An 18089-nucleotide genomic window follows, 5' to 3' on the forward strand; every position below is an offset into this window, starting at 1 on the left:
TATAGACGCTTCACGCTCGTATGCGGTTTGCGATCGCCGGGCATGCGACAGGTGTCGCAGGGTGTCGCTCTGCGCGGAACCTATCTGTGCGTTTCGAAGTATCTACTTCCCGATCTGTGCCACGGCTTCGGCGACCCAGCCGGAGTCGGGGAGGGCGAAGGGGCGGAAGGTTTCGAGGCGGGATTCGTGTTCGCTGTAGAAGAGGGCGCGGTGGAGGCCGAGCATGCTGGCTTTGGGGGAGTCGATGAGGCTGGCGGAGTCGTTGGCGCTCATCTGGAAGAGCACGCGCATGCCGAGCTCGCTGACGGACTTGCGGCTGAGGGAGCGGTTGACGTTGTTGAGGGTGTCGAGGCTGGTGATGAGATGGATGCCGAGGGGCGGGCCTTCGGAGATGATCTCGTTGAGCTGGCTGCCGGGCTTGGGGGCGTCGTCGCCGCCGAAGGAGAAGTCTTCTTCGTAGCGCAGTTTGCGGAACTTTTGAAGGCCGTGGATGAAGAGGTAGATGGGAGGATCTCCCGCGCTGCCTTCATCGCTGCGGCGTTTCATTTCGGCGTGGATCTCGGCGATGAATTCGGGAGCTTCGTGGCCCTGCGAAATCTTGGCGTGGCCCTGGGCGATGCTTTCGAGGAACACGCAGTCGGGTGAGTCAGCGAGTGCGCCGTGAATGAGATAAAACTTGGGCGGGGTGGCGCGTGGGTGCTGCGCGGCGAGGGCGAGCATGCCGAGGCCGATGATGGCGGCGACGGCTTCGTCGTTCTGACCGACGAGGAGCAAATGGCGGCCGCTCTGGCGTGGGAACATGGCTTCCGTGGGGCCTTTGATGGCGTTGGGCATGCCAAGCCAGCACTTGGGGTCCGCAGGGGCTTTGACGGGCGGATGTTCCAGGTCGGTGGTGAGCAGGGCGTTGTCACGCACGTCGGCGGGCATGTTGCCTTCGAAGACGATGGGGCGCTTGCTGCTGAAGCCACGTTCCTTGGAGAGCTGGGTGACTTTGACGAGGTTGGCATCCCGCTCTTCATCGGTGAGCCAGACGACCTGGAAGGGGCTGTTTCCTTCCACGGCACCGGCGGCGTCATTGTAGATGCCTTCGCCGGGACGGGAGAGAAGTCGCGGCGCGGTGTTGGTGTCGTCCATGATGAGGGCGGCGTCGGCTTCGTTGCACTGAAGGGCGATGCGGATGACCATCTGGCCGAGGGTGGTGCGGGCAAGGGTGTAGGCACCACCGAGGGTCTGGGAGCCGAGGAAGACATGGATGCCGAAGGCACGGCCCTGACGCACGATGCGGTCGAGCAGGAGCGCAGCGCCCTGGGCGACGGCGTCGTCTTCGGTGAAGTATTCCTGGAACTCATCAATGATGAGCATGGCGCGCGGCATGGGCTCGGTGCCGCCGACGCGCTTGTAACCGGCGAGATCCTGCGCGCCGGCCTTGCGGAAGAGTTCACCGCGACGGCGGAGTTCTTCGTCGATACGTTGCAATACGCTCAAGGCGAATTCGCGATCGCTCTCAATGGCGATGACTTTGGCGTGCGGCAGTTTGTTGTCGGCGTAGCACTTGAACTCGACGCCTTTCTTGAAGTCGATGAGATAGAATTCGACCTCGTCCGGGCTGCAGGAGAGAGCGAGGTTGGTGATGATGATGTGCAGGAGGGTCGATTTACCGGAACCGGTTTTACCTGCGAGGAGGGCGTGCTGCTTGGTGCCTTTGCCGATGGCGAGGTATTGCAGTTTCGTGGCGCCGGTGCGGCCGATGGCCACGCGGAGTTCGTTGGTGGTGCTTTCCGCCCACAGTTCCTTCGGAGCGACCACGCTGAAGGGCACCTGCACGCGGTTGGAGTCGATGCTGGCCTGGCCGATCTGATGGGCGAGATCCGCAGCGATGGCATCCGGTGGTGGGGCATCGAGCTCCAGGCTGCGAATGCCACGGAAACTGACGACGCCCTTTTCACGCACGATGCGCAGGCAGTTTTTGCGCAGATCTTCGGCGCTGAGTCCTTCGGGAAGCGGCTGGCGGCGGTCCCAGTGAATGAGCACAAAGACGCCGCAGCGTGCGCCGCTCATGACGATGCTTTTCAGACGCGCCATGGACGATTCATTGAAGCCTGCGGGAAGTCCGGCGATGACGAGGAAGTGGTACTTCTCCGCCACGGTGCCGGCCTGCTCATTGTACTCGGTGATGGTGGCGTACTCGTTGCGCAGGTACATCTGGATGACCTTTTCCACGTGCTCGTTGAGCTCAATGAGGCGCTCTTCGATCTGCTCGCGCTGCGTCCAGATGCGGCGGTTGATGAGGGCGGGTTCGTAGTCGGCCAGGTGCATGAGGCCGGCGAAGTTCTGCCCGAGACCGACGGCGTCGATGATGGTGAAGTGGACTTTTCCGGGAGGCGCCAGGGTGAAGAGACGGAAGATGACGTCGTTCATCACATCGGCCACCCACTTGCCGCCGTCGTCGTCGGTTTCGATGAGCAGCGAGCCCTCCTGCGGGAAGGCGAGCGCGAGAGGCAGGGTGACGCGCTCATGGCCGCGCAAATCGAAGGGCGTTTCTTTGGCAAACAATGCCGCCTGGGTGCTGAGGTCCAGCTTCAGCGAGCCGAAGCGCACGGAGTTTGGAAACTGATCCTGCGGCTGGTAGGTGGTGGTCCAGGCTTCCAACTGAGCGGCAGGATCCTGCTCGATCTCCTCCACAGTGGCGAGCAGCGGGGGGATTTTTTGATTCCACTCGGCCTGCATCTTGAACCAGCGCTGCTGTGCCACCGCCTGCATGGCGTGCATGGCGGCTTCGTGCTGCTCATTGAGCTGCTGGCGCTGAGACATGAGGGGGCCGCTGACCTGCGCGACGGCGGCGGCTTTTTGCACTTCGAAACGCTGCAAATTGCGGGCGAGGAGGCGCTCGTTGCGGGCGAGGCAGGCGGGGATCTGCGTGGCAAGCCGGCGCAGCATGGCCAGGCGGTATTTCTCCGCGACTTCTTCCGTGCGGTTCCAGTCGGCGGTGACCAGGGCATCAGTATGGTCAAAGTCTGCCTGAATCTGCGCGGCAGCGGCATCTGTGGCGGCATGCAGTTCCTGCAGGCAGGTTTCGTAATCCAGCACTGCGGCGCTGAGCTCCTGGAGATCCACGCGGGGCTTGGAGAACATCTTGAACATGCCGGAGCTTTTGCCGACGGCGAGCTGCTCTTCGAGGCCCTGCGCATGCCCTTCAATGTCGGCAATGCGGGCAGGGATGTCCGCCAGCGTGAGACGGGTGTTCGGTGCGGGGGCGGTCTTGCGGCCGAGGCGTTCGCCGGTGGCCTTCAGCACCGCGAGCAGGCGCTCTTTGGCGGCGGTGAGGCGCTCCAGCAGGGCTTCGGTGTTGTGCTCCAGCTGCTGCAGGCCGCGTTTGCGCATGGCATCTGCATGCACGCGGCGCATCTGCTGGCGTCCGAGCCAGCGCTCGCGCTCCTTCTGCACCATGGCCTTGAGGTCGCGCTTGATGCGGTCTTCGTAGCGTTTGAAGGTGGTGGTGCGCAGCGCGTGGCGTGCGTGGATGGTCTTGACGTACTCATCCCACTGCGCCGCCACTTCGCTGACGGTGGTACCGTGCTGCGCATCAAAATGCTCCAGCTGCTGGAGGTGGTTTTGTTCGGCGGTGTAACGCTTGGAGCGGATTTCGCGGGCGATCTGCTCGCTGCGCGCGGCAAAATCGGCGATGGTGTCACGCAGCGAGATGTGCAGGGAGGCAATGCGCGAGGAGCGGAGATCAAGGGAGCTGTTCACAGTCTTTGCGGATCTTTCGGAGCAGGTTTTCGAGTTCGTTGATCATGGCGCCGGTCTTGGTCATGAGTCCGGGCAGCTGCTCAAGGTAGGTTTTTTCAAATTCCAGCGCCTTGGCGTCACGCCAGTGCACCTTGGTGGCATGCCATTGCTCGGAGAGTTCGCGGGCGTTTTGGATGAGATTCATGAGCCGGTAAGCAGTCGAGGATAAAGCAGCAGGTGCGAAACGGTGGGGCAGTAAGTGGTGAACGGTCTGGAGTGCGAGGTGGACGGTCGGAAGCAGGTGGCGGACGGCTGATGATTGACGGCGGCCCCGGGGCGGCAGTCAGAGGATCAGGAAGGAGAACTTGCGGGAGGGGCCGGAGTTTCGTTGTAGGCCTGAAGTATTTTCTGAATTTCGACGAGGTAGGCCACAGCCTTGGTGAGATCGCTGTCGAGGTAGTCGCGCAGGGAGTCGGTTTTGCGCGCCAGCGGATCAATGGTGCGGTCGAAGTCACGCCCCCATGCCTTGGTGCGGTCAAGCTTGGCCTGGGCCTCTTCAAGCGCGGCGCGGGCTTTCCGCACGGCCATCTGCTGGACGGTGGGATTGTCAATGAACTCAGACATGCGTGCGCTCATGAGCTCCTGCTGCGCCTGATCGAGCTTCTTCTGCCGCATGCGGATCTGCTGCTGCCAGTAGGCAGGCTGCTCCGTCTGAACCCAGCCGCGTGTTTTTTTCACTGCGTCCTGCACGTTGTCGAGCACCTGGCGGGTTTTGTTGATGAAGACGATGAGCGCAACGCGAAAGGACTCGATGGAGTCGAGATTCGAGATGCGTGCCTGGTCAGCCATGGGTGCTCGGTACTGGATGCTGGATGCTGGATCAGCGCTGGCTGAGGTATTCCTCGATGCGCTGGGCCTTGCGGAGGAGGAAGGGCGTGTGCTGCTCTGACATCTCCATGAAGCGCTTGATGGCCTTCATGGTGGTGGTGAACTCGGCGGCGAACTTCTCATGCTCGGCGTCCTGCCAGGTCTCACCAAGGGCGGTGAAGCGGCTCTGCAGGGAGGCGGAGCGTTGCTGCATTTCTGTGTTGAAGCGTTTCAACTCCTGCGCAAAGCGCCGGACTTCCTCGGGATTCATGATTGCCTGAGCCATGCTGCAATGATGAAGTGAGAATGAAGATTGACGAATGGTTTTGCTGCGATTTTGGCAGGCCATGTGGCGTGACCGCCCGCGCTCACGGCAACTTTTGTCTCACTGCGGAATAATCTCGACACCGCAGCAGGCGAAGTGATAAAACGCTGCCATTCAACCAGAAGCGGCGCGGAGGCAGCATGCCATGCTTCCAATCCGGCAACCCAAGGCGATGAAGATCTTCAACTACAACACGGCCCATGCGTTTGCGCGGCCGTCCATGCAGGGCTGGCTGGTGGTCTTTGTGTGCGGCTTCCTCACCGTGTGCATCATCGGGCTGGCGCTTTGCATCGGCGTGTGGCTGGTTTTCAAAGTCTTGAGACGGCTGCCTGCGATCCCTCTGCCCGACTGGGATGTGACGATGCTGTCCACCGCAGGCGTCATCCTGCAAGTCGCGGCGGTCTTCGGGGCTTTGCTGGCGACGGTGATGGTGCTGGACTTGGCGCGGCGCAGGCGGCAGGAGGCCCGCATCCCGGGGCACCACCCCATCATCGGTGACTATGAGCACTCGGCGTTTTACAAGACCTGGCATGCAGAGCCGGTGCTGCCGACGGGCAAGCGGGTGAGATTGAGCGCCTACGGCAGCGGCCCAACGCCTGCGCAGGCGGCGCTGTGGCAGCAGTTCATCGGGAGGTATGATGAACTGATCGCCGCCGCCACGCGCTCATTGCTGGCGGAGGGTCATCCTTTGGAAGGGTGTGAATCGGTCACCTTCACGCCAAGCGGCATCACGCTGACGCGGGAGGGGCAGATGCACCTGGGGTTTGAGTTTGCCACGGTACCGGAGAATTTTTGGGAATCCGAGGCTGATCAGCCTTACCCGACGGCCAGCTTTACCGCAGCGCTGGAATTGAAGAGCACGGAGTGGCTGAAGCCGTATGGGTGAGGGTAGAGAGGTGGCGATCGCTTTTGGAAGCGGAGATGTAGCGGTTCACAAAACTCCTTTCCGTTTAGCAGGCTGCTTCTTGCTCGAAAATCTTGGGCTTCGACGGCGGCTGGTTGTCCTCAACCAGCCGCCGAGCGTCTCCACTCTCACTTTCCGGAAATCAGTTTCGCAAAACGCTATAGACAGCCGCAGGCTGCCCGAAGGGGTGAGCGGCAGCGAGCCGAACGTAGTGAACCGGAGCGAAGCGGAGATAGCCGAAGGCAAACAGACGACTGCAATGAGCCCGAAGGGTGAGCGAAGCGAATCAATCAATGCGGCTGCGCAACCCTGCAAGGGTGGAGCTGCCGCTTTCGAGTGTCTCGTGGTGCGCGTAGGTGACGGGCTGGCGGAAGTTCACCGGCTGCCGCCTTCGAATAACCCGTGGTGTGCGTGAGACGATCAGCACGTCGAAAGCGGTAGCTGCGCTCGTTCCTCGCTGCGCGACCGCAGTCCATATCAAACACCGCGTGGCCTAGTCCACATACAGCAGCGCATTGGAGCTGAGCAGCGCATGGCAGAGGGCGGTGAGGCCGAGGAAGGCGGGGTCTCCGGGGGTCTTGGACGGGGCGCCGAGCTGAACTTCAAGCGGGGTGGGATTGGCCTTGTAGAATTCAGTCTGGGCCTGCACGAATTCGACGCTCTGCTGCACGTCGGACTCCGAAGGGGCTTTGCCGCTGACGAGTTTGAACGCGTGGCGGACCTGATCGGCGGTGTCTTTGCCGCCTTCGCTCTGCACGCGCTGGGCGAACTGCTGAGCATGCACGCGCATGGTGGTGCTGTTCATGAGCAGGAGGCTCTGCGGACTCACGGTGGTGACGGAGCGGATGTCGCAGCTGGGCTCCATGATGGGGGCGTCAAAGGTGGCGAACATTTCGAGCTGCCGTGAGCGGCGGGCCTGTACATAAATGCTGCGGCGGAATTCATCGCCATTGAGCGGGACGATCTTGCCGGAGGGACGGCCTGCGGTGTCGGTGGTGTCGATGCCGATGACCACCTGACCTTCTTCATTAAACATGACGGGCACGGGCGCACCGCCGACTTTTGGATTGAGCTTGCCGCTGACGGCGAGGAGGCTGTCGCGCAGGATTTCGGCCTCCAGGCGGCGCACGCTCATGCGGCTGAGGTAGGAATTGTCGGGGTCGATACGATCACGTGTGGCATCCCGCGTGGAGGTCTGGCGGTAGGTGCGGGAGGTCATGATCTGGCGGTGGAGCTGCTTCAAGCTCCAGCCGCGTGCCACGAAATCGGTGGCCAGCCAGTCGAGGAGTTCGGGGTGCGTGGGCAGGCTGCCGAGGAGGCCGAAGTCTCCGGGGCTGGCGACGATGCCTTTGCCGAAGTGGTGCATCCACACGCGGTTCACCATGACGCGTGCCACCAGGGGGTGCTTGCCGTCGGTGAGTTCATTGGCCAGGGCGAGGCGGCGGCCGGTGGTGGGCAGCGCGGCGTTTTTCTCCGGGATCTCGATCTTGCGGAAGGCGGCGAGGACGGTGAGATCGCTGGGCTTCACCTTTTCTTTGGGCTGGTCAAACTGGCCGCGATTGAAGATGAAGGTGGCGGGCACGGCCTCGGGCTTTTTGGGGAGCTCGGTGAAAGCGTGGAGGAATTCCTGCTTCGGCTTGGTGGCGCGCACGGCGGTCGCTTCCTCGGTCATCTTTTTCAGTTCATCCGCGTGCTTGGTTTTGTAGGTGGTGTCGTAGAGGTAGAGGGAGCCGGAGCTGAGCTGGTTTACGCGGGGCCAGGCTTTGAGGAGCTTAGTTTGATCTACGGTGCGCTTCTTGATCTCGGTGCGGTAGGCGGTGCGCAGGGGAGCGCGGTCTGCCTCGGGGGCTTTGGCGAGTTCTTTCTCCAGCACTTCGGTGATGAATTCCTCGGCTTTGGCAAGGCGTGCTGCGTCGAGCTTCTTGGCCACGGCTTCGATCTTGGCGGATTCGGCGATTTCCTTTTCCGTCAGCAGTGAGACGAGACGGCTGCCGGGGCCGCGCCAGGCCTTGGTGTCAAAGCCGGGCTCAAACACAGCGCGCAGGCGGTAGTAGTCGGCCTGGGAGATGGGATCGTAGCGATGATCATGGCACTGCGCGCAGCCGATGGTGAGGCCGTAGAGGGAGGTGCCCACCATTTTGAGGGTGTCGGCGATGTTCGCGTTTTGCGTGGCGGCATCGTTCTTCTCGCCGGTGCCGTTGGGAGACATGCGGAGGAAGCCGGTGGCGGCGAGTTTTTCGATGGCATCGGGCGCGAGATCTTTGTACGGCTGCGGCACCATTTCATCGCCGGCGAGCTGCTCGCGCACGAACTGATCGAAGGGCTTGTCTTTATTGAAGGCGTTGATGACGTAGTCGCGGTACTTCCATGACCAGGGGCGCTCGATATCGCGTTCGCCAAAGCCTTCGCTGTCGGCGTAGCCGGCGGTGTCCAGCCAGTGGCGGCCCCAGCGTTCGCCGTAGTGCGGTGAGGCAAGGAGTCGGTCCACGAGGCGCTCGACGCTGAGCTGCGGATTTTTGATGTAAGCGGCGACGAATTCGTCCACTTCGGCGGGCGTGGGTGGCAGGCCGATGAGATCAAAGCTGGCGCGGCGGATGAAGGTGACGGGGTCGGCCTCGGGCGAGAAGGAGAGGCCTTTTTCGGTGAGCTTGGCGGCGATGAAGGCATCGATGTTGGTGGCGCCTTTTTTCTCCACCGGGGGCTTCACGGCGTGAATGGGCTGCAGCGACCACCAGGCGCGCTCTTCATCGGTGAAGGCGTGCTCCGGCCCGAGCTTCTCCGGCTCCGGGCGTGCGGTCTTGGCACCTTGGGCGATCCAGGCTTCGAGGGTGGCGATGTCCTGATCCTTGAGCTTGGTTTTGCCTTTCGGCATGTCGCCTTTTTTGACGAGGTCGAGCAGGTGGCTCTCGGCCACTTTGCCGGGGACGATCACGGGGCCGTCCTTGCCGCCTTTGAGGATGAAGCGTGCGAGGCGCACATCCAGGCCGCCCTTCATTTCGCCCTCTTCGCCATGGCATTGGAAGCAGTGCGTTTTCAGGATGGGGCGCACGTCTTTTTCAAACATCACGGGAGCCGCCGCTGCCCAGGCGGGCGCGGCTGCCAGCAGCACGAGGGCGAGGTGTGAATGGGGGCGGCGGATCATGTGGTGAAAATACGGGGTGGCATGCTTCGCTCTTGCATCCCAGTCTCAAACCGGGTGTCATGGGACCAGCGAGCGTTTTTTATGCCAGCCACGTCCATCCTTGCCCGACCCAAGCCGACCTACTGGCTGAGCTACCTTCTGGTCATGCCACTGGCGGGTCTCATCTTCACGGCGGTGATCGGCGGCGCCATCGTCGGGCTGCTGGATTGCAAGCCCACGGGTCCGGAGTTTTTCGCGGGCTGGGGTGTCGTGACGGTGCTGGTGACGCTGTTCGCGCTGAACATCGACCGGCGGAAACCGCACTTTGAACTGACGGACACCACGCTGCGGATTGGTCGCGGCAGTTATGCCACGGTGATCCCGCTGGAGGAAATTGAATCCGCTGTGTTTGGTCTGCCGGAGTTCACGCCGTGGTGGTTTCGCCTCATGCGGTATGCGCCGCAGAGCCGTGGCACGCACCATTTCATTTCCATGACGCGGGCGAATACGTTGTTCATCCGCTTTGGCCGCGGGCGCTACGTGCCGCTGTGCCTCTACTACACGTGGATGCAAAATGGGCGTGAGCTGATGGAAGCGCTGCGGGAGCGGCTGCGTGAGAAACTCGTGGGCACTGAGAGCTACACGGCGGCAGAGGTGAAGGCGCTGAGTCTGGCGAAGTTTAACCGGGTGGGGATGTTAAAGGGGTGATGGGTGGGTCGGTTCGCAGACAGGCTCATTTTCCATCGGCTGCGGTTTGAACGTTCGGCTTTGCCGCAGAGGGGCGGAGAGGCAGAGGGAGCAGAGAATGGATTCAATCTCTGCCACCTCTGCTCCTTGGCTCCTCTGCGGCAGAAACGAATGGCCCTGCAATGTTCAAAAGGCACGGCACTCTGTACTGGGAGCGCCGTTTTTTAAACGGCTCTGGAAAGCTCCGCAGCAGACCAAGCGCCGCATCTCCAGTACGCTTCATGCCATGTCGATTGCCACAGGGACGTTCGACCAGAGCCGATGAAACATCGGCGCTCCCAGCCATGAGGTATTCAAAGCAAAGAGCTGCGCCCGGCATGACCCGGTGGCGCAGCTCACAGCGATGACTTCCCTGCCCTACTTGCCGGCGACGGCGTCATCCACAGCGCCATCCAGCACGTCGCAGGCTTCGATGAGGGCTTCTTCGGTGACGGTGAGCGGCGGGCAGATTTTGACGGTCTGGCCCCAGGCGCCGACGGGGGCGAAGAGGAGAAGGCCGCGCTGGTAGCAGAGCTCGATGATGCGATGGGCGAGATCGTGGTTCGGCTCTTTTTTGTCGGGCTGGATGATCTGCATGCCGGCGACGAGGCCGACGCCGGTGACGTTGCCGACGACACTGGGGTGGCGCTTCTGGATGGCCTTGCAGCGCTCCAGCAGGATGGGGCCGAGGCGGGCGGCGTTGCCGGTGAGGTCTTCGTCGAGAAGCTTCTTGATGTTGGCCACGGCGGCGGCGCAGCACACGGGATTGCCAGTGTGGGTGCTGGTCATGCTGCCCGGTGGGAACTGGTCCATGATGGCCTCACGGCCGATCACGGCGCTGAGGGGCATGCCGCTGCTGATGCCTTTGCCGCAGCAGATGATGTCCGGCGTGACGCCGTAGTGCTCGAAGGCCCAGAACTTGCCGGTGCGGCCAAAGCCGGCCTGCACTTCGTCAAAGGTGAGCACGACGTTGTGCTCGTCGCACCAGGCGCGGAGTTTCTGAATGTACTCCACCGGGGCGAAGTCGGGGCCCACGCCCTGATAGCTCTCGATGATGACGCCGGCGATGTTGGCTCCGGTGAGTCCTTTGTCGGCGATGGTGGCGAGGAAGCTGTCGAAGCTGGTGTCTTCCGTCCAGTAACCATCCGGGAAGGGCGCATTCAAAATCGCCGGATCTTCATTGACGATCCATGCCTTCTGCCCGGCCATGCCGCCGGCCTGCTGGCTGGCGAGGGTGCGGCCGTGAAAGCCGCGGGTGAAACCGATGATGCCGATCTTCTCTTTCCCGCCGACTTTGATGCCATGGCTGCGGCTGAGCTTGATGGCGCACTCGGTGGCCTCGCTGCCGGTGCTGAGGAGGAAGACTTTCTTCAAGCCATCCGGGGAAACGGAGGCGATGATCTCGGCGGCTTCGGCGCGCTCTTCGCTGGGGAAGACGTAGTTGTGAATGAGGCCGCTGCTGATCTGATCAATCATGGCCTTGCAGATTTCAGGCGCGGCGTGGCCGGCATTCGTCACGAGCACACCGCTGCTCCAGTCGAGCCACTTGTTGCCGTATTTGTCGAAGATGTGGATGTCCAGGGCCTTGTCCCACACGATGGGCGGCATGCCGCGCATGGACTGGGGTTCAAAGTGACGCAGCTTTTCCAGAGTAGGAACGGAGTCCGGGTGCGGCAATGGCGTGCAAATGCGGCGATGCTTGGTTTCGACGTGAGGAACAGTCTGTGGTGTGATGCTGAATTCTTTGCCCATGGAATGATAGTGGAGGTACCGGCTTCATGCTGCTACTCGCTTTGCAGCATGTGGCGGTATTTTTGTGCGCATACGATTTATCTGGCCGTCTATATAATTGTGCTGATGAAACGACCTGAACGCACGAGAAGCGGGTGTGCTTAGGGATTCTCTGCGCTCTTTTGCGCATGCAGTGTACCGGCTTCTCCTTCGGGCCAGTAAGCACCGTCTTCGATCCACTCGCGCAGCATGCCGATCTGATCATCCGTGAGGCTGACATCCGTGCGCGGCATCATCTTGGGGTGCGTGCCGCCGCGCTGCACGGCGCTGATGAGCAGGCTGCAGTCTGGGTCTTCGGGCAGGATGTAGTCGCGCCCGCTGGCGCTGCGCTTGAAGGCGGTGACTTTCGTCATGAGATTGAGCGAGGGCGGCGGCAGGCTGCCGTTGTGGCATCTCAGGCAGTGCTCCTGCAGCACAGGCTTCACCTGCGTGAGGAAGTAGTGCTCCCGCGCGTTCTTGGTGGCGGGCAGTTGCGTGCAGGCGGTGACGATGACAAGGAGGGGAAGGAAACGAAGGATCATGCCATGAGCCTAACGACGGCGCTGAAAACAAGCTACACCGTGTTTGCGCAATCTTACGCTGAAGCTTGACGCCGCTGTGCTGCCGCGACCACATTGTACGAATGTCCCGCAAACCCAAACCGCAGACCAATGGCCACTGTCGCATCGTTTTGACCGGAGGCCCCGGCGGTGGCAAGACGACGGCGGGCGATCTCTTTCGCCGCGAGATGGGTGACCAGGTGGTGATGGTGCCGGAGGCGGCGACGATGATGTTCACCGGCGGCTTCCCGCGCGTGAGCATACCGGATGCCGTCCATGCGGCGCAGCGGGCGATCTACCATGTGCAGATTCACCTGGAGGAGGCCGTGATGGCGCAGCACCCGGAGCAGATCCTGCTGTGCGATCGCGGCACGGTGGATGGCGCGGCCTACTGGCCGAGCGGACCGGAGGGCTTTTTTGAAGACATCGGCAGCTCGCTGGAGCGCGAGCTGCTGCGCTACGATGCGGTGATTTTCTTTGAAAGCGCGGCGGTGGGCCACATGAGCATCGAAGGCGGGAATCCCATCCGCAATGAGACCGCGGAGCAGGCCATCAAGCTGGACCGCAAGCTGCGGGATCTGTGGAGCCAGCATCCGAAATTCATGCTGGTGCCGCACAATCCGTCCTTCTTCAAAAAGATCAGCTTCGGCCTCGCCGTGCTGGATGGCATGGTGAGCGAACTGGGCTGCAAGGAGCGGAAAAGGAAGAAGAGGTAGGGGGCGAGCGGGCCGGGAGCGGCTCATTGCTGGGAGCGCCGATTTTTAATCGGCTCCGGGCGTGCGGCCTTGCGGCTTTGATTTGGAATGAGGATCGCTGGAAAGGCGGTGCTGCGTCTTGCTGCGGAGCTTCCCAGAGCCGATAAAATATCGGCGCTCCCAGTACAGAACTCCAGCTCGGCCCCACCGCGCCAGCGAAAGAACCATTGATCAAACCGCCTCGCCGCGCGTAAAGACGGGTGCATGAACGTCGAACTCGTCAATACCGGCACCGAACTCCTCCTCGGAGACACCATCAACACGAACGCAGCCTGGATCGGCCAGCGGCTGGCGGCGCTGGGCATTCAGGTGGCGCGGCAGACAATCGTGCCGGATGGCACGGTGATCCGCACGGCCATCGCCGAGGCGGCGCAGCGCGCGGATGTGGTGCTGGTCTCCGGCGGGCTGGGGCCGACGAATGATGACGTGACGCGGGAATCCACCGCCGAGCTGCTGGGCCTCGGCATGGAGCTGAACGCCGAGATCATGCAGCACCTGAGCGATTACTTTGCCAAACGCGGCAAGCCCGTGAGCCTGGCCACGCAGCGCCAGGCCATGGTGCCCCACGGCGCGGTGGTGATGCCGAACCACTTCGGCACCGCACCGGGCCTGTACTTCCCTGCGGAGCTCAGCGCCGCGCAGGGCTGGAATGCGCACATCTTTCTGCTGCCGGGGCCGCCGCGCGAAATGAAGCCCATGGTGGAAAGCCAGGTGGAGCCGCGCCTGCGCACCTGGCTGCCGGACGGCATCTCGCGCCGTGTGCTGTATCTCAAGGTCACGGGCGTGGGCGAGTCCGACATCGTGGAAGCCGTGGAGAAACAGCTTGAAGCCATCCCCGGCCTGGACCTGGGCTACTGCATCCGCAATGGCGATGTGGACGTGCGCCTCGCGGGCCCGCAGGTGGTGGTGGACGAGGCCGCCAGCATTGTGCGCGCGGCCTTGGGCGACTGCATTGTTTCGGAAGACCGCCGCATCATTGAAGAAGTCATCGTGCAGATGCTCACGGAGCGCGGCGAATGGCTGGCCACCGCCGAGTCCTGCACGGGCGGCACCATTGCCAATCGCATCACCGATGTCAGCGGCGCCTCACGCGTGTTTGGCCACGGCTGGGTGACGTATGCGAACGAAGCCAAGCACCAGCACCTCGGCGTGCCTTTGGAACTCATCGAAACCCACGGCGCCGTGAGCGAAGAAGTCGCCCGCGCGATGGCCGAAGGCGCGCTGAAACACAGCGGAGCCGACTACGCGCTGTCCGTCACCGGCATCGCGGGCCCGAGCGGTGGCACACCGGAGAAACCCGTGGGCACCGTGTGGATCGGCCTCGCCGCAAAGAAAGGCGAGACCTGGGCACAGAAGAAGTTTTCACCAGGATCGCGGGATCGCTTCAAACTGCTGACGTCCCAAGCCGCGCTGGACATGCTGCGGCGGCGGATGCTGGGGATTGGGGTGAGGTGAAGTGATGCAGGCACTCCTGCCTGCAAGACGAGCGGCCCAGGACAACCCCAGCGGGCAAGAGTGCCCGCATCACTTAAGATGCTCAAATTCCACCTGCGGGTGGTCATTACTCGCTGGCATCATTCCATGTCTGAGTATTCTCAAACCCATGCCCCCAAGCGTCAAAGTCTCCCTGGGACTCTTCCTCCTCACCCTGCTCCCGGCCTGCCAGTCAGCGAAACCCGCTCCCGCCGCAGCCCCCACGGGCAAGACCATTGGCTCAGCGCATCTGACAAAGGACGGCCTGCTGGAGGTCATGCTGCGCGCCGAAGGTGAAGGCGGCATGGTTGGCGATGCCTTCTTTGTTTACAAGAAGGGCACACCTGAATACGCGGAGATGATAAAACACGTCGGTGGCTTGAAACGCGGAGAGAGCAAGCTGGTGCCCGCGTATCCGTGAGGAATAAAAGTCAGGATGGCATGAAATGGCATATCGCCTTCCAACAAAGCACTTCCCCGCTCCACCGCGCCCAATTATCCTGAATTCCCCATGAGCAAACGCGCTTACAGCCTGGCTTTGATGATCGTCGGCATCGGCCTGATCGCCGCCGCCCGGACGCCGTCGCAACAGTGGATGGAGAGAACGGGATGCTTCATCATGGCACTTTCTGTTATGTCATTCCTTGCGGACCTTGGGGAAAGGCGGGGCAGGAAGCGGCCCTGACAGCCGCGCATGCGCATCTGCCACTCCATGCCCCTTCGCGCTGCATGGATCACTGAGCCCGCTTGAATCCCCCGCATTTCTTCCTTCATTGGCCGATGCCTTCTCGCCCCACCCGCGTCCGCTACCGTGTTGTTGGCTTCATGCTGGCGCTCGGGGCCGTCACTTATCTGGATCGCGCGTGCATCGCCACGTTGTCGCCGGACATCCGGCGGGATCTCGGGCTGAGCAAAGATCAGATGAGCTGGATCTACAGCGCCTTTGCCATCGCTTACGCAGCGTTTGAGATTCCCACAGCGTGGTGGGCGGATCGCATGGGCACGCGGCGGGTGCTCACACGCATTGTGGCGTGGTGGTCGGCGTTTACCATCGCCACGGGCGCGGCGTGGAGTTTTGGATCGATGCTCGTTATCCGCTTTCTGTTTGGTGCGGGTGAGGCGGGCGCGTGGCCGGGCATGGCGCGGACGTTCTCGCGCTGGATCCCACGCTCAGAGCGCGGCACGGTGCAGGGCATCTTCTTTGCCGCCGCGCACATCATGGGCGGGCTCACGCCCGTGATCGCGCTGGCGGTGGCGGGCCTGTGCGGATGGCGCTGGACCTTTGTGCTCTTTGGCCTGCCCGGCATCGTGTGGGCCGTGGCATGGCAGCGCTGGTTCCGCGATGATCCGGAGCAGCATGCGGCGGTGAATGCAGCGGAGCTGGAAAAGATCGTGGCAGGTCGCGACCCCAGCAGCGGGCAGCACGAGGGCTGGGCCTACTGGAAGCAACTGCTGAAGCACCGCAACACCCTGCCGCTGTGCCTCATGTATTTCCCCAACAGCTTTGGCTTCTACTTCTGCATCACCTGGCTGCCGACTTATCTCCAGGAGCAGCACGGCTTCCATTCCATGCGCCTGGGCTTTTTCACCGGCCTGCCCCTGCTGCTGAGCCCGGTGGCCGACCTGCTCGGTGGACTGGCCACGGATGCCGCCACGCGTCGGTTTGGCCTGCGCATCGGGCGTGCGGGCGTGGGCGCCGCCTCCTACCTCGTGGCCGGCATCGCCATGCTTTTGGCCACGACCACCGCGCAGCCCGAGCTCGCGGCGTGGTGCATCGCCACCGCCGTGGCCGCCAGCATGTTCACCCTCGGGGCCTCGTGGGGCACCGTCATCGACATCGGCGGCAGCCACACCGGCGTCGTGGGCGCGGCGATGAACACCAGCGGCCAGATCGGCAGCGTGATCTGCCCGCTCATCGTGATCGGCCTGCAGCAGCACTACGACTGGAACGCGCCGCTGTACCTCATCGGTGCACTCTTTCTCGTGGGAGCCGCCGCCTGGGGCTTCATCAATCCGCACCGGAAGATTTTTGAGTAGGCGTGCAGCCTCTTTGCTGGGAGCGCCGATATTTTATCGGCGCTGGGCGAGCGTCCCTGTGACATCGACATGAAATGAAGTTCACTGCAAATGCGGCGCTTGCCCGTGCGGCGGAGCTTCCCAGAGCCGGTTAAAAACCGGTGCTCCCAGTACAGAAGGCCAAGCCTCGCGTCAGGCTTTGCTCTTTGCCGGGAGCGCCATACCACATCCTACCATCACCCACGGAAGATCAAAAGCGCTTCAAGCCCCAGCCTGGATTCCGGCGATTGTGCCTGATGACCCACACACGGACATAATCACCCCGGATGTCGTAGAGAAAGTGGTAGGGAAAGCGGTCGAAGTTGCGCCGCCGCAGTCCGCAGGCGTCGAAATGGAAAAAGCGTGGATTCTCCGCCACCTTCAGCAGCCCAGTCTGGAACTCGCCGAAAAATTCCTCCGCGAGCGCTGGTGAAACCTCGTCGTATTTTTCCAAAATGGCGTCCAGATCTGCCTGGACTCGTTGGTGAAATCTAACGCGCACGGAAGCGAAGCCCGGAAACGAGCTGGTCAAAAGTGAGCATCACTCCGTCATCAGCATCCCCTTCCCTCACCCGGCTCATCACTTCCTCATCCGAAACACCGTGGTGCGGCTTTTCAAGCCCATGCAGCAGCCGGGCCGCCAGAGAAGCCCGGTCATCCTCAGAAAGCTTCGCCGCCTCCGCCGTGAGTTCATCCAGTTTCATGGAGTGCAGGATACGCACCCTTACGGACTCTTCCAGCAGGTTTTGCAAGAGCGCGCAGCACTGGGAAAGTGGTGATGCACCGGGCTTTGCTCTTTGCTGGGAGCGCCGATATTTTATCGGCTTTGGGCGAGTGGCCTTTGGGCGCACATGCGCCGATCAGGCCTCCGCATATTTTTCTGTTAAAAGCCCCGAACCGAACCACCGAAACCACCAAAACCCCGTTTCTGAGGTTTCGGTGGTTCATTCTGGCGGGGAGAATATTTTTTTGTGGGTTATCATCCTGTTTCCCGCCTACTGTCAGCCGAGCAACCAACCTTGCCATGCACCTCAGACTTACAATCGCAACAATCGGCGTCTTCCACGCTCTTGCTCTCTCAGCTCAGGACTCGAAGGCGCTGCCAGACAAGGTCGTGGCCCTGAAGTTCAACTACGAAGCAGCAATCCAGCGTGCGACGACGCCAATAACGCGGACCTATCTTCAAGAACTGCAGAAGCTCAAAATGGAATACACCAAGGCCGGCAATCTGGAGGCGCGCTGGCCACCGACGCGATCTTGAAAGAGTTTGCCGACAAGACTAGCCAGACATCGAAGCCCGCAGCGGCGCCCAAGAGTCTTTCGAAGATGTCCTTGGACGAATTTAAAGGATGGTTGGAAACCGTGACCATCGCCGAACTGGCCGACGAGAAGAATGTCTTCGAATACGACGGCACAACAATCACCTCAGTTCAGGCCGGACGTCCGGCTCCACGCGTCCACACAGGTGTCTCAGTGCAGCTTGGGATAATCGCTGTACCTTTCAGTGTTGAGGTGGCAACCATCCGCATTGCGGACAATCTCAAGACAGCCACCGTCACCTACAATAGCCAGGAACCAGTCCAAGCAAAGATCACCGCGAAGCCCAAGGGGTGATCACTGGTGGTGCTGTTCCACCTGATGGGCCTTTATAAACACTATGCCTGAATCCACGACTATCGAACCTACATTGCTTGTCGCCCGTCGATGGGAGCAAGGCTACACATGGACCCTCCCTTCGCGGTTGGGCAATATGCTACAGCTCGCCATTGAGATGTTTGGACCGCGAGACCCGTCCTACACGATG

At 61.9% G+C, this 18089-nt stretch carries 18 protein-coding genes; 9 read left to right on the plus strand and 9 right to left on the minus strand.

Annotated features, from left to right (window positions below; all coding sequences use genetic code 11):
* Positions 1-102 precede the first annotated feature (102 nt).
* From AC24GY_RS28995 to AC24GY_RS29010, 4 genes are all read right to left on the minus strand, one after another.
* Positions 103-3750 (minus strand): FtsK/SpoIIIE domain-containing protein, encoded by a 3648-nt coding sequence (locus AC24GY_RS28995; RefSeq protein WP_487690253.1) that lies wholly within the window; start codon positions 3748-3750, stop codon positions 103-105.
* Positions 3734-3934, minus strand: a complete 201-nt coding sequence (locus AC24GY_RS29000; protein WP_397385330.1) for a hypothetical protein — start codon at positions 3932-3934, stop codon at positions 3734-3736. The genes AC24GY_RS28995 and AC24GY_RS29000 overlap by 17 nt, the downstream gene beginning before the upstream one ends.
* 146 nt (positions 3935-4080) lie before the next feature.
* Positions 4081-4578, minus strand: a complete 498-nt coding sequence (locus AC24GY_RS29005) for a hypothetical protein (protein WP_487690256.1) — start codon at positions 4576-4578, stop codon at positions 4081-4083.
* 31 nt (positions 4579-4609) lie between these two features.
* Positions 4610-4882 (minus strand): WXG100 family type VII secretion target, encoded by a 273-nt coding sequence (locus AC24GY_RS29010; RefSeq protein WP_422318081.1) that lies wholly within the window; start codon positions 4880-4882, stop codon positions 4610-4612.
* Between the two features lie 184 nt (positions 4883-5066).
* Between AC24GY_RS29010 and AC24GY_RS29015 the strand changes: the two genes are divergently transcribed.
* The gene (locus AC24GY_RS29015) at positions 5067-5807 is read left to right on the plus strand and encodes a hypothetical protein (RefSeq protein WP_422318079.1); all 741 of its coding nucleotides are present in this window, start codon (positions 5067-5069) and stop codon (positions 5805-5807) included.
* A 511-nt stretch (positions 5808-6318) separates the two neighbouring features.
* Here the strand turns inward: AC24GY_RS29015 and AC24GY_RS29020 are convergent.
* Positions 6319-8967, minus strand: a complete 2649-nt coding sequence (locus tag AC24GY_RS29020; RefSeq protein ID WP_487690259.1) for a PSD1 and planctomycete cytochrome C domain-containing protein — start codon at positions 8965-8967, stop codon at positions 6319-6321.
* 81 nt (positions 8968-9048) lie between these two features.
* Between AC24GY_RS29020 and AC24GY_RS29025 the strand changes: the two genes are divergently transcribed.
* Positions 9049-9654 (plus strand): hypothetical protein, encoded by a 606-nt coding sequence (locus tag AC24GY_RS29025; protein ID WP_487690262.1) that lies wholly within the window; start codon positions 9049-9051, stop codon positions 9652-9654.
* A gap of 396 nt (positions 9655-10050) precedes the next feature.
* On the opposite strand, the gene AC24GY_RS29030 is transcribed toward AC24GY_RS29025, so the two are convergent.
* Both AC24GY_RS29030 and AC24GY_RS29035 read right to left on the minus strand, forming a co-directional pair.
* Positions 10051-11424, minus strand: coding sequence for an aspartate aminotransferase family protein (locus AC24GY_RS29030; RefSeq protein WP_487690264.1), 1374 nt, complete (start codon positions 11422-11424; stop codon positions 10051-10053).
* Positions 11425-11564: 140 nt separating this feature from the next.
* A complete protein-coding gene (locus tag AC24GY_RS29035; RefSeq protein ID WP_487690267.1) occupies positions 11565-11984 on the minus strand; it encodes a c-type cytochrome domain-containing protein in 420 nt (139 codons plus the stop codon).
* Between the two features lie 101 nt (positions 11985-12085).
* On the opposite strand from AC24GY_RS29035, the gene AC24GY_RS29040 reads away from it, so the two are divergent.
* The 5 genes from AC24GY_RS29040 (at position 12086) to AC24GY_RS29060 (ending at position 16267) form a co-directional block, all read left to right on the plus strand.
* Positions 12086-12718, plus strand: a complete 633-nt coding sequence (locus tag AC24GY_RS29040) for an AAA family ATPase (protein WP_487690269.1) — start codon at positions 12086-12088, stop codon at positions 12716-12718.
* A 243-nt stretch (positions 12719-12961) separates the two neighbouring features.
* Complete coding sequence (locus tag AC24GY_RS29045) at positions 12962-14212, plus strand: competence/damage-inducible protein A (RefSeq protein WP_487690271.1); 1251 nt, start codon at positions 12962-12964, stop codon at positions 14210-14212.
* Positions 14213-14360: 148 nt separating this feature from the next.
* Complete coding sequence (locus AC24GY_RS29050) at positions 14361-14651, plus strand: hypothetical protein (protein WP_487690274.1); 291 nt, start codon at positions 14361-14363, stop codon at positions 14649-14651.
* Between the two features lie 90 nt (positions 14652-14741).
* Positions 14742-14915, plus strand: a complete 174-nt coding sequence (locus AC24GY_RS29055; protein ID WP_487690276.1) for a hypothetical protein — start codon at positions 14742-14744, stop codon at positions 14913-14915.
* A gap of 95 nt (positions 14916-15010) precedes the next feature.
* On the plus strand, positions 15011-16267 hold the full coding sequence (locus AC24GY_RS29060; protein WP_487690279.1) for an MFS transporter: 1257 nt from the start codon (positions 15011-15013) through the stop codon (positions 16265-16267).
* A gap of 229 nt (positions 16268-16496) precedes the next feature.
* On the opposite strand, the gene AC24GY_RS29065 is transcribed toward AC24GY_RS29060, so the two are convergent.
* Together AC24GY_RS29065 and AC24GY_RS29070 are read right to left on the minus strand one after the other, a co-directional pair.
* Positions 16497-16787 (minus strand): type II toxin-antitoxin system RelE/ParE family toxin, encoded by a 291-nt coding sequence (locus AC24GY_RS29065; protein ID WP_487690282.1) that lies wholly within the window; start codon positions 16785-16787, stop codon positions 16497-16499.
* Positions 16777-16989 carry a hypothetical protein gene (locus AC24GY_RS29070; RefSeq protein WP_487690284.1) on the minus strand — a complete coding sequence of 71 codons (213 nt, stop codon included), beginning with the start codon at positions 16987-16989 and terminating at the stop codon, positions 16777-16779. The genes AC24GY_RS29065 and AC24GY_RS29070 overlap by 11 nt, the downstream gene beginning before the upstream one ends.
* Positions 16990-17309: 320 nt before the next feature.
* Between AC24GY_RS29070 and AC24GY_RS29075 the strand changes: the two genes are divergently transcribed.
* The gene (locus tag AC24GY_RS29075; protein ID WP_487690287.1) at positions 17310-17546 is read left to right on the plus strand and encodes a hypothetical protein; all 237 of its coding nucleotides are present in this window, start codon (positions 17310-17312) and stop codon (positions 17544-17546) included.
* Positions 17543-17899, plus strand: a complete 357-nt coding sequence (locus AC24GY_RS29080; RefSeq protein ID WP_487690289.1) for a hypothetical protein — start codon at positions 17543-17545, stop codon at positions 17897-17899. The genes AC24GY_RS29075 and AC24GY_RS29080 overlap by 4 nt, the downstream gene beginning before the upstream one ends.
* Positions 17900-18089 lie beyond the last annotated feature (190 nt).

This window comes from Prosthecobacter sp. Pr1 (assembly GCF_057652315.1).